Annotated in this window: 10 protein-coding genes; 5 read left to right on the forward strand and 5 right to left on the reverse strand. The window is 73.0% G+C overall.

The window, feature by feature from the left end; translation table 11 throughout:
* The first annotated feature begins 106 nt into the window (after nucleotides 1-106).
* Both OG254_RS37655 and OG254_RS37660 read left to right on the forward strand, forming a co-directional pair.
* A complete protein-coding gene (locus OG254_RS37655) occupies nucleotides 107-1510 on the forward strand; it encodes a bifunctional transcriptional activator/DNA repair enzyme AdaA (protein WP_405595414.1) in 1404 nt (467 codons plus the stop codon).
* Nucleotides 1511-1581: 71 nt separating this feature from the next.
* On the forward strand, nucleotides 1582-2088 hold the full coding sequence (locus OG254_RS37660; protein ID WP_405595416.1) for a methylated-DNA--[protein]-cysteine S-methyltransferase: 507 nt from the start codon (nucleotides 1582-1584) through the stop codon (nucleotides 2086-2088).
* Between the two features lie 2 nt (nucleotides 2089-2090).
* Here OG254_RS37660 and OG254_RS37665 read toward each other — a convergent pair whose 3' ends face one another.
* From OG254_RS37665 to OG254_RS37680, 4 genes are all read right to left on the reverse strand, one after another.
* On the reverse strand, nucleotides 2091-2462 hold the full coding sequence (locus tag OG254_RS37665; RefSeq protein WP_405591039.1) for a PPOX class F420-dependent oxidoreductase: 372 nt from the start codon (nucleotides 2460-2462) through the stop codon (nucleotides 2091-2093).
* A gap of 61 nt (nucleotides 2463-2523) precedes the next feature.
* A complete protein-coding gene (locus OG254_RS37670) occupies nucleotides 2524-4842 on the reverse strand; it encodes a glycosyl hydrolase family 95 catalytic domain-containing protein (protein WP_405591041.1) in 2319 nt (772 codons plus the stop codon).
* 171 nt (nucleotides 4843-5013) lie between these two features.
* Nucleotides 5014-5496 (reverse strand): DUF456 domain-containing protein, encoded by a 483-nt coding sequence (locus OG254_RS37675; RefSeq protein ID WP_405591044.1) that lies wholly within the window; start codon nucleotides 5494-5496, stop codon nucleotides 5014-5016.
* Nucleotides 5497-5560: 64 nt separating this feature from the next.
* Nucleotides 5561-6550, reverse strand: a complete 990-nt coding sequence (locus OG254_RS37680; protein ID WP_351201590.1) for a helix-turn-helix domain-containing protein — start codon at nucleotides 6548-6550, stop codon at nucleotides 5561-5563.
* A gap of 229 nt (nucleotides 6551-6779) precedes the next feature.
* Between OG254_RS37680 and OG254_RS37685 the strand changes: the two genes are divergently transcribed.
* Together OG254_RS37685 and OG254_RS37690 are read left to right on the forward strand one after the other, a co-directional pair.
* A complete protein-coding gene (locus tag OG254_RS37685) occupies nucleotides 6780-10505 on the forward strand; it encodes a S8 family peptidase (RefSeq protein ID WP_405591048.1) in 3726 nt (1241 codons plus the stop codon).
* Between the two features lie 210 nt (nucleotides 10506-10715).
* The gene (locus OG254_RS37690) at nucleotides 10716-11972 is read left to right on the forward strand and encodes a PP2C family serine/threonine-protein phosphatase (RefSeq protein WP_405591051.1); all 1257 of its coding nucleotides are present in this window, start codon (nucleotides 10716-10718) and stop codon (nucleotides 11970-11972) included.
* A 15-nt stretch (nucleotides 11973-11987) separates the two neighbouring features.
* On the opposite strand, the gene OG254_RS37695 is transcribed toward OG254_RS37690, so the two are convergent.
* Nucleotides 11988-13295 (reverse strand): helix-turn-helix domain-containing protein, encoded by a 1308-nt coding sequence (locus OG254_RS37695; protein WP_405591054.1) that lies wholly within the window; start codon nucleotides 13293-13295, stop codon nucleotides 11988-11990.
* Between the two features lie 244 nt (nucleotides 13296-13539).
* Here OG254_RS37695 and OG254_RS37700 point away from each other — a divergent pair, with 244 nt between their 5' ends.
* Nucleotides 13540-14157, forward strand: coding sequence for a hypothetical protein (locus OG254_RS37700; RefSeq protein ID WP_405591057.1), 618 nt, complete (start codon nucleotides 13540-13542; stop codon nucleotides 14155-14157).
* Nucleotides 14158-14467: the final 310 nt, after the last annotated feature.

The following is a 14467-nucleotide window of genomic DNA, read 5'->3' on the forward strand; positions in this document are numbered from 1 at the left end:
CCTGAATGGGCCTTGTCCTCAAACGCCGGACGGGCTGGTTGGGGCGAGCGTCGTGTCCGATTTCCGCTAGCAGCTCACCTCGTCCCGGCGGAGACTGGACACCGTGATGGACGAAGACACCAGGTACGAGGCGGTCCGCAGCCGGGATGCGCGGTTCGACGGCGAGTTCTTCTTCGCCGTCGAGACCACCGGCATCTACTGCCGCCCCAGCTGCCCGGCGGTCACGCCGAAGCGGCGCAACGTGCGGTTCTTCCCGACGGCCGCCGCCGCGCAGAGCTCGGGTTTCCGGGCCTGCCGGCGGTGCCGGCCGGACGCCGTGCCGGGGTCGGCCGCGTGGAACGTACGCGCCGACGTCGTGGGGCGTGCCGTGCGGCTGATCGGCGACGGGATCGTCGACCGGGAGGGCGTCGCCGGGCTCGCCTCGCGGCTCGGCTACAGCGCGCGGCAGGTGCAGCGGCAGCTCACTGCGGAGCTCGGCGCGGGCCCCGTCGCGCTGGCCCGGGCCCAGCGGGCGCACACCGCGAGGGTCCTGCTCCAGACCACCGACCTGCCGATCACGGAGATCGCGTTCGCGGCCGGGTTCGCCAGTGTGCGGCAGTTCAACGACACGATCCGGGCGGTGTATGCCTCGACCCCGAGCGAACTGCGCGCCGCCGCGCCGCGCGGTGGCCACGCCTCCCGGCGTACGGCCACACCCTCGGCCGGCATACCCCTGCGGCTCGCCCACCGGGGCCCCTACCAGGCCGGTGCCGTCTTCGACCTGCTGGCCCGGGAGGCCGTGCCCGGCGTCGAGGAGGTATCCGGCCCGCCCGGGAGCCGCACCTACCGCCGCACGCTGCGTCTGCCGCACGGCAGTGCCATCGTCGCGGTGGGGGAGAGGCCGGGTGGAGCGGGGCGGGAGGGCGGCGAGGCCCATCCCGGCGGCTGGCTCGACGCGCGGCTTCATCTCACCGACCTGCGCGATCTGACCACCGCCGTGCAGCGGCTGCGGCGGCTGTTCGACCTGGACGCCGACCCGTACGCCGTCGACGAGCGGCTCGGTGCCGATGCCCGGCTCGGTCCGCTCGTCGCCGCCCGGCCGGGGCTGCGGTCGCCCGGTGCGGCCGACGCGGAGGAACTGGCCGTACGGGTGCTGGTGGGCCCGGCGACGGCCGAGCGGCTGGTGCGGCGGTACGGGAAGGCGCTCGACGCGCCGTGCGGCAGCCTCACCCATCTGTTCCCCGAACCGGCCGTCCTCGCCGAGGCCGAGCCGCACGGCCCCCTCGGCACGCTGACCGCCGCCCTCGCCGACGGCGCCCTGCGGCTGGACCCGGGGGCGGACCGGGACGAGGCGCGGGACGCGCTGCGCGCTCTGCCCGGACTGGACCCCGGCACGGTCGCCGCCATCCGGACCCGTGCCCTCGGCGATCCGGACGTCGCCCCGCCCGGCGTCGACACCCCCGACAGCTGGCGCCCCTGGCGCTCCTACGCCTGGCAACACCTGCGTGCAGCAGGGGAGTTGGAGCAGTGATGACCAGCAGGACAGACAAGACCAGCAGGACAGACAAGACCACCAGGACCGAGATGACCGCCAGGACCGGCATGACCGCCACCCCGACCCACTGGACCGAGCTCGACAGTCCGCTCGGCCCCTTCCTCCTCACCGCCGACCCCGCCACCGGCGCCCTGACCTCCCTGTCCGTACCCGGACAGAAGGGCGGGCGGACCGTCCAGGACGGCTGGCGGCGCGACCCCGCGCTCTTCCGCGCGGCCGAGGAACAGCTCGCCGCCTACCTCGCCGGTGAACTCAAGGAGTTCCAGCTGGAGTTGAGCACGAACGGCAGCGAGTTCCGGGAGCGGGTGTGGGCCGCCCTCGACGACGTGCCCTACGGGGCCACCACGACGTACGGCGAGATCGCCTCGCGGATCGGCGCCTCCCGTGCCGCCGTACGGGCCGTCGGGGGCGCGATCGGCGCCAACCCGCTGCTGATCGTCCGCCCCTGCCACCGGGTGATCGGGGCCGACGGCTCCCTGACCGGGTACGCCGGCGGCCTCAACCGCAAGGTGACGCTGCTGACGCTGGAGGGCTCGCTTCGGGCCGCGCCGTGACGTCAGTCGTCCGCCAGCCCCCAGCTGCGGACCCACCGCGGACGGATGCGGATGACCTCCTCGCTGAAGTACGGGCCCAGCTCGTGCGGGCCCGTGAGGAGCTCCGCGTCCCCGCGGACCTCGATCCCGCGCACCCGCCACGGCCGTACGCTGACGAGGTCGTCGACGACCAGGGCGACCTTGGGGTTCTCCCGCAGGTTGCGCCACTTCTTGGTGGTGCCCATGGCGCGTCCGCCGATCAGGAGCGTCCCGTCGTCCTGCGGGAAGAAGCCGACCGGGTTCGCCTGGGGCTGACCCGCCGGATCCACGGTGGCCAGCCGCCCCAGTCGCTGTGACCTCAGATATGCGAACTCCGCCTCGCTGAAACCCGTCATACGGCCAGCGAAACACGCTCGCGGGGTCGGCGCATCGGCTGCTCGTCCTAGGGCCGTGGGCCTACTCCGCAGGGAGCCCCCAGCGCGGCGCCTCGCCGTTCGGCCGCACCGGCGCGATCGTCAGGTCGGGCCGCTCGCCCCTGGCCGTGACCAGCGCCGATTCCCCCTTCGGCAGGGCGATGCGGATCGCCCCTTCCCCGGCGTCGGAGTAACGCAGCGGCCGGCCCCGTCCGTCCCGCACCTCGACCGGGCCCGCGATGCCGTGCCGTACGACGCAGGGCGCGCCCGCCTCGCTGGTCAGCCGCACCCATCGGGTGACCCCGCCCGCGCGGACCGCCGACAGCAGGAACGCGCCCTGCGTCCGGAAGTCGTGCACCGTCACGTCCGCCCATGCGTCCGGGAGGGCGGGGAAGACGCGGATCGTCCCGCCCCAGGACTGGCACACCATGTCGTGCAGCGACTGTGCGGCCGACAGCGGAGTCTCGATGACCGGGCCCGACTCCTTGTACATGGTGTTGGGCTGCACGAACCGGCTCATCAGCTCGCCCAGGTATCGCAGCGCGTCCTCGCCCTTGCCGAGCAGCGCGGACATCGAAGCCGCGCCGGTGAAGGTGTAGCCCTGCAGGGCGCCCTCGAAGCCCACCCAGTGGGCCAACGACCGCTCGATCAGGGCCCGTTCGTCGGCGGTGCGGCCGGTCAGCTCGTACAGCGGGTACACCGCGAGCAGGTGGGAGTAGTGGCGGTGGGACTTCGCGAACGGGATGTCCGCGCCGATCATGAAGCCGTTCGCGTCGGTCGGGTACGGCGCCCGCCTGGCCAGCACCTCGCGCCAGCGCGGCGCCAATTCGTCGTCGAGACCCAGGAGTTCGGCCGTGTCGAGGAGCGTGCGGCAGCCCCAGGTCAGCAGCATCAGGTCGTAGGTGCAGTCCCGTGAGTCGCCGCCGTACTCCGGGGAGAACGTCGCCGGCAGGTGCAGCTTGCCGTCGCCGCCCGGCTCCAGGAAGTGCAGGTAGTAGTTGATCGCCCTGCGCAGCAAGGGGTACAGGACGTCTCGGAGGATCGACTCGTCCATGGTGTGGCGGTAGCTGAGCCAGACGTTGTGCAGGGCCCAGGTGAGGTTGCCGACCTCGGGGGTGGGCCGGTCCTGGCCCGGGATGCCGACGCCGTAACCGGTGAGCGGGTCCGCGGCGCCGTTGATCAGGGCCGGGTCCGTGGTGCGCGGGATGCCCAGGGAGTCGGCGCGGTACGGGGCAGGCGTCTCCTTGGCCAGGTTGTCCCGGAACTCGCTCAACGACCTTGTGATGGCGTCGAGTTCGAGGTGGTTGGAGCCGTGGATCAGCCAGTACTCCAGCTGCGCGTTCAGGTTCCACCAGGTGTTGGGCCACGGGGTGGGCTCCAGCCAGGGGCCGCACGTCGCCATCACGGGGGCATCGCGGCGGGCGGCGGAGGCGGTCTTGTAGAGCTGGATCCAGTAAAAGCGCTGCATGCGGGCGTCGGGGAGGGAGAGGAAGCTCTTGCGGTAGTAGGCGTGCCACCAGGCCCGGTGCGTCACCGCCAGCGCGGAGTAGGGCAGCGGGCTCGTGCGGCGTACGGCCTTCAGCGCCCGGTCCAGCGCGGACGTCCCCGGGTACGAGTGCGCGACATGGACGTACAGCGTCCGCGCCCTGCCCCGGCTCCGCTCCCGCCACGCCGTCACGTGCTGTCCGCCCGCCAGCAGGGGCTGCACCGCGGCGGACACACCGTCGTGCTCGGCGAGCTCGGCGGGCGGGTTGCCCCGGTAGCCGTCGGGCAGCGGCTTGAAGGCCGCCCGGGGGCTGATCGCGTCCGCCGGGTGGAAGACCCACCGGAAGTCGCGCTCGCCCTCGCTCGGGGTGACCTCGACGGCGAGGACCGAGCGGTCGTCGTGCACGAGGGCCCGCAGGGCGAGCGTGCCCCGGTCCGTGGTGAGCGTGCCGGTCAGCTCGGCGTCGCGCAGGCCGAGCCGCCAGTCCACGCCGGTGATCGTGCCCACCGGCTCCAGCGTGAAGTGGCCGATCGGGAGACGGGCGAGCCCGAAGAGGGAGCCGAACTGGGGGCGGTGGTCCCGCACCTCGGAGTGCTGGACGTTGAAGCGTACGGCGCTCGTCGCGGCGCCGGGCTCGGCGTAGATGCCGGAACCGAGGAAGCCGTTGCCGAGGAAGGGGCCCTCGTACCAGGTCGCCGGCATGCGCCGCCAGACGAGGTCGGCGTCGTCGAGGACGGTGCGCCAGGGGTCGGAGCCGGGTCGGGTGGCGGTGTGCGGGGCGGCCGCGCTCGCCTGTGCGGGCAGTGCGCCGGCGAGGAGGGTCCCGCCGACCGCGGAACCGGTGGCGAGGACGGTACGTCTGGACGGGCTGGGCATGGCGCGCCTCCCGGCGGCTCGTACAGCTGCGTGGAGATTCAGAGATTCATCGGAGCTATCCCGGGACGCAACGTAGAGAACACGCCATCGGTCGTCAATAGTGGGGTAGTGGGTGGGTGCTGAGAAGGGAGAGACCCGATGTATGGGGCTCGATGTATGAGACCCGATGACTCAGCCCCAGATCACTGCGCCCAGCCACGCCCCCGCGATCAGCTGGCAGGTGAACAGCTCCGCCAGCACGCTCCACCCACCCGACCGCATCGCCGTCCGCAGCGCGGCCCTCGCCTCGCCGTGGCGGCCCAGGCGGAGCCGTTCCTCCAGGTAGATGCCGGCCATGAAGCCGGGGATCGAGCCGAGCACGGGGATCAGGAAGAAGCCGAGGAAGGAGCCCACCCCGGCGTACACCGTCATACGGCTGCTCGCCCAGTTCGGGCGCATCCGGCGCGGTGGCAGGGCCCAGCGCACCACCTGGGAGAGGAACAGCGCGACGGTGGCCCCGACGAGCACCCACCACGCGACCGGCTGGGGATCCTTCAGCGCCCACCACATGACCGCGGCCCACACCAGCCACGACCCCGGCACACCGGGCACCAGCACTCCGCACAGGCCGAGCAGGAGGACCAGAGCGACCAGCAGGAGGTCCCAGACTCCCATCTGACCAGACTGCCGGAGCCCGCGAGAAAGCGCAGATCAACGATGCCGCAAGGGGTGCGCCCCGTCACCCCTGCCGCTCCCGCGCCACCCACCCCCGCTCGTACGCGTGCCACCCCAGCTGCAGGCGTGTCGTCACCCCGGTCAGCTCCATCAGGCGCTTCACCCGGCGCTGCACGGTCCTGAGGCCCAGGTCCAGCTGCTTGGCCACGCTCGCGTCGGTCAGGCCAGCCAGCAGCAGGGACAGCACCTCCAGGTCGGTGTCGTCGGGGCCGTCCGGCTGCTGCTCGGTGAGGCCGGACAGGCCGAGGCTGACCGGCAGCGCGTCCCGCCACACCGACTCGAACAGCCCGGAGAGCAGCTCAAGCAGTCCGCTCGCGTGCACGACCAGCGCGGCCGGTTCCGCGGTGTGCGAGGTCAGCGGCACCAGGGCGAGCGTCCGGTCGGCGATCACGAGCTTGGTCGGGACCTGGTCCACCACCCGCACCTGCTCCTCGCGGCCGAGGGCGGCGGACAGCTCGGTGATGCCGTGCGGCTGGTCCAGGACCGCGCGCTCCAGGACCACGCGGTAGCGCACGCCGCGATCGGCGGCCTGCTCCTCGGCGTCGTTCTCCGTGCCGGTGACGGCGACGGGACTGCCGGTGACCAGCGCGCACACCTCGTCACTCGCGCCGAGCTGGAGCTGGAGGAAGCGCTGGGACACCGCGGCCGCGCCGATCACCACCTCGACCAGGTCGTGCACGGCCGGCTCGGTCGCACCCGCCCGGTACTCCTCGGCGAGCATCGCCGCCGCAAGCTCCGCCTTCTCCAGCTCGTGCCGCTGCTGGGTGAGCAGCGCGCCCAGCGCCACCCCGGGCGGCGCGGCGACCCAGCGGCCGGGGCGGGCCGAGGACTGCGCGGCGAGTCCGTGCCGCTCCAGACGGCGCAGCGCGCGTTCGGTGTCGTGCTCGCCGAGCGTCAGCCTCCGGGCGAGATCCGGTACGTCGGCGGCGCCCACGGACACGAGAGCCCGGTACGCCGACTCGTGCGTCTCGTCGAGACCAATCGCTCCCAGCATCGGGCCGCGCCCCTCCCCAGGTGGAACCAGGTCGAACACCGGTGTTCGGTCCGTGGCGGGAAACGGCCACGGCGCAAAACCGCCTCCGCACATCATCGCGGCACCACCGCTCACTCTGCCAAGGTGTCGCCACCGCAGCATCAACCACCGCCCGCTTTGCCCGACTTGGGCCTCCTTGGCCTGCGCTTTCGCGTCCGCGGGCAGACGGCAGCACCGGAAGAAGGCGATCTTGGGGAGAGCGATTTCGCGTACGGCACTGGGTGCGGCCACCGCCGCGCTCCTCGCCGTGACGCCGGCCGTACCCACGCACGCGGCCACCGCCGGGCCGAGACCGCCGACCGGCACCGGCGTCCGGGCCACCCCCGGCGCCGACGCCGGATCCGTCGTCACCCTGGTCACCGGCGACCGCGTCCTCGTCACCCGGGACGGGGCCGTCGCGCTGCCCGGCCCGGACGGGACCACCCCCTTCACCCAGACCCGCCGCTCCGGCGACGACCTGTACGTCTATCCCGAGGCCGCCGTCGAGGCGCTCGCCGCCGGCCGGGTCGACGAGGAACTGTTCAACGTCACCGGCCTGATCCGGCAGGGCTACGACGACGCGCACCGCGCGACGCTGCCGCTGATCGCCGCCTACGACCGCTCCGTCGCCCGATCCGTCCCGCCCACCCCGCGCGGCGCCGAACGCGGCCTCGTCCTCGACCCGATCGACGGCGTGGCCCTGGAGGCCGACAAGAAGCGGGCCGCCGAGTTCTGGGCGGACCTGACCAACCCCCGCTCCCGCGCCGCCGGCGACCTGAAGAAGCTGTGGCTCGACGCCAAGGTCCGGGCCACGCTGGACCGTTCGACCCGCCAGGTGCACGCCCCCGAGGCCTGGGCCGCCGGCTACGACGGCAAGGGCACCAAGGTCGCCGTCCTGGACACCGGCGCCGACGCCGAACACCCCGACCTCAAGGGCCGTGTCACCGCGTCGAAGAACTTCACCGACTCCCCGGACGCCGACGACCACGACGGCCACGGCACCCACACCACCTCCACCGTCGGCGGCACGGGTGCCGCGAGCGACGGCAGGAAGAAGGGGGTCGCGCCCGGCACCGACCTCCTGGGCGCCAAGGTCCTGAACGACTACGGCCAGGGCGAGACCTCGTGGATCATCGCCGGCATGCAGTGGGCCGTCGACCAGGGCGCCGACGTCGTCTCGATGAGCCTCGGCAACCCGGCCCGCACCGACTGCACCGACCCGATGGCGCAGGCCACGGAGGAGCTGGCCCGGACCAGCGAGAACACCCTGTTCGTCATCGCCGCGGGCAACACCGGACCCGGCAACAACACGGTCTCCTCCCCGGGTTGCGCGCCGAGCGTCCTCACCGTGGGCGCCGTCGACCGCGACGACTCCACGGCCTCCTTCTCCAGCCGCGGCCCGGCGTACGGCTCGCACACCCTCAAGCCGGAGATCACCGCACCGGGCGTCGGCATCTCCGCGGCCCAGGCCGGCGGGCGCGGCGTCTACGCGTACCGGTCCATGAGCGGTACGTCGATGGCGACCCCGCATGTCGCCGGCGCGGCGGCCATCGTCAAGCAGCGCCACCCCGACTTCAGCGCCCGGCAGATCAAGGCGGCCCTCGTCTCCTCGGTCGACGCCGGCATCCCCGGCGACGTCCGCGAGACGGGCGGCGGGCGCCTCGACGTGCGGGCCGCGATCGGGCAGAAGGTGCTGGGCGCGCCCTCGCTGCAAGCGGGCTCCTTCAACTGGCCGCAGGACGCGAGCGACCGTACGACGGTCGCCGTGCCCTACACCAACACCACCTACAGGGCGGTGGAGTTGAAGCTGTCGGTGCCCGCCGTCACCGGCAACGACGGCTCCACCGTCCGCTCATCGATCGCCCGGCTCGCCGCCCGCTCGGTCACCGTCCCGGCGGGTGCGACCGTCGAGGTCCCGCTGCGGATCGACCCGACGGCGACGCTCGCGCGGGCCCAGTACGGAGACGTCACCGGCCGCGTGCTCGCCACGGCCGACGGCATCAGGGTCTCCACCCCGTTCGCGCTGTACGTCCAGCCGGAGACCGTCACCCTGCGCGTCAAGCTGATCGACCGGCTCGGCAAGCCCGCCGACGGCGCCTCCTCCGTCGACCTGATCGGCACCGACGACGCGTCCGGCGAGCGCCGCTTCAACGAGGGCGCGAGTGACCAGACGTACCGGATCCGCCCCGGCGCCTACTTCCTCTCCGGCTTCGTCGCGACCCCCGAGACCGAGGGCACGCTCCTCGACTCCCTCACCTACCTCGGCCGTCCGCAGCTGGAGGTCCGCGACGACACGACCGTCGTCCTCGACGCCCGCAAGGCCCACCGACTGACCATCAGGACGGACAAGCCGACCGAACTGCGCGGCGCCACCCTCGGGTTCGCCCGCAGCTGGGACGACACCTGGCTGCACGCGGGCACGGCGGCAGGCGGGCGCGAACTGCGCGGCTATTACGCCTCGGTCACCGGCCGGGCGACCGACGGGGACTTAGAGTTCGACAGCTTCTGGCGCGCGGCGGCCCCGCAGATCAGCGAACTCGCCGTCGTGGGCGGCCGGTCGCTGCACCCGACCACCGCGTCCTACAACTCGGCCAACCTCGACGGCAGCGGCCGGGCGGCACTGTTCGACGCCAAGTCCGGTACGGCGGAGGAACTTTCCGGGGCCGCCGGGAAGATCGCGCTCGTCGGCATCCCGGACGGCGGGAGCGCCTACGAGATCGCGACGCGCGCGAAGGCGGCAGGCGCCCTGGCCGTCCTCGTCCACCGCGACGCGCCGGGCCGCTGGTACCCGTCGGCCGGCTTCACCGGCGGCTCGCTCCCGGTCCTCGCCATCCCGGCCGAGGAGGCGAAGGCCCTGCTCGCGGCCGGGGACGTGACCCTGCGCTGGACGGCCACCGCCAAGAGCCCGTACGTCTACAACCTGGCCTTCCCGGAGCAGGGCACGATCGCCGACGACCGCACCTACCGCGTCCGGGACCGGGATCTCGCGGCGACGACGGCGACGTACCACTCGATGGCGGGCGGCGCCACCGACCACATCGACCTGACGTCGATGACCCGCCCGAACGGACTGACCGGCTACTTCAGCGCGCTGGAGTCGGTTCCGGCACCCTTCAGGCGCACCGAGTACCACTCGCCGGGCACGACCGGCTGGGAGCACGAGGTGTCCAGCAGCTTCCCCTGGGGCGAGTTCATGATCGACCCCATGCGGACGTACGCGAAGGGCGAGCGGCGGACCGAGCAGTGGTACGGCGGCGTCCTCGCCCCCACCACCCCGCTCGACGACGCCGGCCGGCCCGCGCTCGCCGCGGAACGGCAGGGCGATCGGATCGGCGTGGCGCCCGGCTTCTGGGGCGACGGTCAGCACCAGGGCGTGCAGGGCAGCTTCGGCGACATCGGGAGCATGACGCTGAGCAAAGACGGCGAGACGATCGGCGAAAGTCCCTACCCCTTCGGGGTGTTCACCGTGCCCGTCGAGGAGTCGACGTACGAACTCACCCTGAGCACGGCGAAGATCGGTCCGCCGGCCCGGGCGTGGAACCGCTCGACGAGCACGACGACGACCTGGACCTTCCGCTCCGCACTGGACGAGGACGCGTACTCGCAGGGCATACCGATGCTGTTCCCGCGGTACGCGTTGCCGGAGGACGGCCTGAAGACACTGCCCGCCGAGGACGGGCAGACCCTCACCCTCTCGGCGACGGGCCACGCGGGTTACGAACCCGGTGAGTTGACGCGGGCCCGGTTCGCCTACTCGTACGACGAGGGCGAGACCTGGACCGAGGCGCGGACGGTGCGCCAGGAAGACGGCACCTGGAAGGCGACGGTGAACCACAGTGAAGCGACAGGAAAGCAGGTCACACTCAGAACGGTCCTGACCGACACGCACGGCACATCGGTCACCCAGATCGTGACCCGGGCCTACGACGTGCGCTGACGCGCGCGAAGGGGATCTGGGCCCGGGTCACCCGGCAGTCGCCGGGCGGTTCTCCCGTGGGGGGTGGGACTGCCCGGCGACACGCTTGTCCCGGTGTTTTCGCAAGACTGTTCAAGGCTTCACCCGGCGTGCCACACGCGAGGGCCTCGCGAGGCCGGATTTTCCGGATGCCCCGTTTTCATCCGGGCCGTGCGGTGGACAATTGGCGGCATGAACCAGCAGGGGGGTAGGCCCACCGGCCGCGAGGACGACTGGTGGGGGCAGCTGTACGGTGAGCGCGCCGACGACACGGGCCCGACAACGGCCCCCGACTCACTGGACGACCGGTTCGCCTCGGCCGCGGGAGCCTTGAACCAGCGGTCGGGAGCGGGGGCGGCGGTTCCGTCGCCACGGGCGGACGCGGATGCCATGGAGCCCGCGTCGACGTTTCCGCCCGGTCTGCCGAGGCCGCCGGGATTCACGGTGGAGCCGGCTCCGCCCGCCGATCCCGCTCCGCCGCCACGCCCCCTCGACTACGTGGGCGACGGCCCGCCCACCTACGCCGCCGAACCCACCGCCCTGCCCCCCGCCGACCCGGACGACCTCGACGACCTCGTCGCCGACACCGTCCTCGACGGAGCCCACTACGGCACCAGCACCCTGCGCGCCGTCTCCCTGCGCGGAGACTCCGCCCGCTACCGCGGTGAACCCCGCCGCGACTCCCTCCTCACCGCCCGCTTCGGCACCGGCGACCACGCCCTGGTCCTCGTCGCGATGGCCACCGGCGCCCGAGCCACCCCGGGCGCGCACCGCGCCGCCGCCGAGGCCTGCCACTGGATCGGCCGGGCCGTCGGCCGCAGTCACGCGAGGCTCTCGGAGGACATAAGGGCCGCACGGCGCGGCGACCTGAAGTCCGGGCTGCACCGCCTGACCGACCGCAGCCTCGGCAAACTCCGCGCCACAGCCAACGAACAGGGCATCGAACCCGAGGAGTACGCGGCGACCCTGCGCTGCCTCCTGCTGCCCGCCGACCCCGAGTGCCGTACGCGCGTCTTCTTCGGCGTCGGCGAGGGCGGACTCTTCCGGCTGCGCGGCGGCGAATGGCAGGACATCGAACCCCGCGTCACCGACGCCACCGGCGAACCCGTCGTCGGCTTCGGCTCCCTGCCCGCCGAGACCCCCGAGGGCGACCGCCTCACCATGGACCTCGGCATCACCACACCGCCGAGCCCCTACGACCCGGCCCCCGAGCCGCCCCGCGAACCCTTCCGCTTCCGCGCCTCCGTCGCCCGCCCCGGCGACACGCTCCTGATGTGCACGAGCGGCCTCGCCGACCCCCTGCGCGGCGAGCCCGAACTCGCCGCCCACCTGACCGGACGGTGGTCCGACCCCGAACCGCCCGGCCTCGCCGAGTTCCTCGCCGACACCCGGATCCGGGTGAAGGGGTACGCCGACGACCGTACGGCCGCCGCGGTCTGGGAGGCGTGACGAGCCCGGGCGCTCCTACTCCTCCCAGGGCACCCAGGCGCGGGCCGAGGTGTCGTAGGCATAGTTCTTCAGGCCCTTGGTGCTGGTCGTACGGAACGGGCGGCCGTGGTCGTCGATGCGGACCGTGCCGGTGCGGCCCTGGGACGACCAGTCCAGTTCCAGGTACCAACTGCAGTCGCAGGTCTGCGTCTTCGCGTCGACCAGCAGCACCTCGGGGTCCTCGGCCGACACACGGTACGGCAGCCGCATCGCCGGGATCGTGACGCCCGTGTCATTGCCGTCCGCCGGGCGGGCGACGGGCCGGTCCTTGTCCAGGTCGACGTCGAAGTAGCGGGGCGTCAGCGCTCCGCCGCAGCCATTGTCCATGGCGTAGTTGGTGCCCTCCATGGGGGCCGAACGGCCGACGACGCGCACGCGCAGGGCCTCCAGGACGACGGCCGTGGACGACCGGCCCTGCACCGTGATCTTCACCAGCGTCTGCCGCCCGTGCACCGCGTTCTGCGTCGCCGCCCAGGTCGCCGCGTCCTGTGGGTTCGGGGGCGGCGGGACCTGCCGCGGGGGCTTGGCGATGACGTAGTCGTGACCGCAACCCGCCTGCCAGACATGGGAGTCGGCGCTGACGGTGAGGGGAAGGCCGGTCGAGGGCTGCGGCCCGCCGGACTTCTTCGAGGGCTGGTCGGCGGTTTCGGTGGGCTCGGCCGAGGGCTTCTTCGACGCGCCGACCGAGGGCGAGGGCGTCTTGGCGGAGGAGCTCGGGGACTTGGTCGACTTCGGGCGGGGGGCGTCCGGTTGTGCCGTACGGGGTGGATCGGCGGCCTCGACCGACTCGCCCGTCCGGCGACGGTCGTCGTCGGGCAGCGCCGAGAGGCTCCCGAGCGTCGCGAGGAGGGCGGTCGTCACGGCGGCGGAGACCAGGAGGGGTCGGCGGCGGTACCAGCGGGGCGGGGAAGGCTCGGGCGGTGCGGGGTCCTGGACCGGCTCGGCGGCCGGTTCGCGGGCCGCGTCCGAGGGGGCGCCGTCCGTCGTACCGGAGGCCGGCGTTTGGGCAACCGCCGTACGTGACCTCTGTCGGGCCGCCACCGCCAGGATCCACAACCGGTGCAGCTCCAGCCGCTCCTCCGGCGTCGCCCCGCACAGCGCGGCGAAGCGCTCGACGGGGGCGAAGTCGAGGGGGACCGCGTCACCGGCGCAGTAGCGGTGCAGCGTGGAGGTGTTCATGTTCAGGCGGCGGGCCAGCTGACCGTAGCTGCGGTCGGTGCGTTCCTTCAGGCGTCTCAGCGTCGCCGCGAACTCCTGGACGTCGTCGCCCTGTGCTTCCGACACTGTCCCCCCGTGTCCTGCGCGTCCCGGGACGGTATCCCAGGCACTCCCTGTACCTGCACGTCAGAAGGGCTGGGATGGTTCCACCGTCGTGGATCGGGCGGCGGCGCTTGCGGCCGCCCGCTGTGACGGCTGATGCTCAAGGTGTCGCACCGACCAGGTCCGGGGGGACCAACCGGCCTCGGTGACGGCCGACTTCCGCACGTTCACGCATTCATGCACTCATCTCATCCACGGGGGAACACCCATGCCCAAGCGCACCCGAGCCGGCGTGCTCACCGCACTCGTCGTCGCAGGCCTCACCACGGGCGCCGCGCTCAGTGCGGCGCCCGCCGGCGCCGCGCCGAGGACGCCCGCGCCGAAGTTCCTCGCGGCGTCCGAGCTGCCGCCGCACGCCTCCTCCACCTGGACCGCCGGCCGGGTCACCGACGGCGTCCCGGAGGAGATGCAGTACTGCTTCGGCGAGTCCCTGCTCGCCTACGACTCCCGCTACCGCACCTTCCGCACCGACCTCGACACCGGCGCCCAGCAGCTCAACGTCGTCGTCGGGAACAGCGCCAAGGCCAAGGCCCTGGCGACCCGCCTCGACAAGGAGGTCAAGCGCTGCGTCGCGCGCATGAACGCCGACCCGGACGTCGAGGCCGACTACAAGAGCTACGGCAGCCTGCCGGTCGAGGAGGGCGCCCGCGTCCACGGCTTCGCGACCCGCGCGTCCTGGGGCGCCATGGACATCCACCTCGTCTCCGTCGGCCGGGACGGCGGCACCGTCACCGTCGTGCAGTGGGGGCAGATGGGCGCCTTCAAGGACGCGCCCGTGAAGGCCTTCAAGAAGACGACCACCACCGCGGTCAACAAGCTCTACTGACCGGCGCGTCACCGGACCATCGCACCAGCGGGGCCGCCCTCCCGGACGGGGGTCGGGCGGGCGGCCCCGCGCACATGCCCGCGTCATCCGTGCGACCTGCGGGGCGTGCACCCGCGAATTCCGGCCAGTTTCACAGGTTGCGGGAAGGTGGCCCGAGACGCGCCGTTGCCCCGCCGCCCGACGTGTGGGTGTCCACCCCGCGCACGACCCCAACAACCCCACCACCGGGCCGACTACGGCCGGATCGACAGGGCGGCATCGGCAGCCGGGCCGATCCCCTGCGCTCAGCCCGCGCGCAGGGGAGTCGGCC

The sequence above is a fragment of the Streptomyces sp. NBC_01092 genome (assembly GCF_045039535.1).
GTDB lineage: Bacteria > Actinomycetota > Actinomycetes > Streptomycetales > Streptomycetaceae > Streptomyces.

What these genes read in the sequence shown, in the direction of transcription:
- OG254_RS37690 (WP_405591051.1), top strand. Translation starts at nt 10,716, where the DNA reads ATGAACCAGCAGGGGGGTAGGCCCACCGGCCGCGAGGACGACTGGTGG.
- OG254_RS37675 (WP_405591044.1), bottom strand. Translation starts at nt 5,496, where the DNA reads ATGGGAGTCTGGGACCTCCTGCTGGTCGCTCTGGTCCTCCTGCTCGGC.
- OG254_RS37660 (WP_405595416.1), top strand. Translation starts at nt 1,582, where the DNA reads ATGACCGCCACCCCGACCCACTGGACCGAGCTCGACAGTCCGCTCGGC.
- OG254_RS37680 (WP_351201590.1), bottom strand. Translation starts at nt 6,550, where the DNA reads ATGCTGGGAGCGATTGGTCTCGACGAGACGCACGAGTCGGCGTACCGG.
- OG254_RS37670 (WP_405591041.1), bottom strand. Translation starts at nt 4,842, where the DNA reads ATGCCCAGCCCGTCCAGACGTACCGTCCTCGCCACCGGTTCCGCGGTC.
- OG254_RS37665 (WP_405591039.1), bottom strand. Translation starts at nt 2,462, where the DNA reads ATGACGGGTTTCAGCGAGGCGGAGTTCGCATATCTGAGGTCACAGCGA.
- OG254_RS37700 (WP_405591057.1), top strand. Translation starts at nt 13,540, where the DNA reads ATGCCCAAGCGCACCCGAGCCGGCGTGCTCACCGCACTCGTCGTCGCA.
- OG254_RS37655 (WP_405595414.1), top strand. Translation starts at nt 107, where the DNA reads ATGGACGAAGACACCAGGTACGAGGCGGTCCGCAGCCGGGATGCGCGG.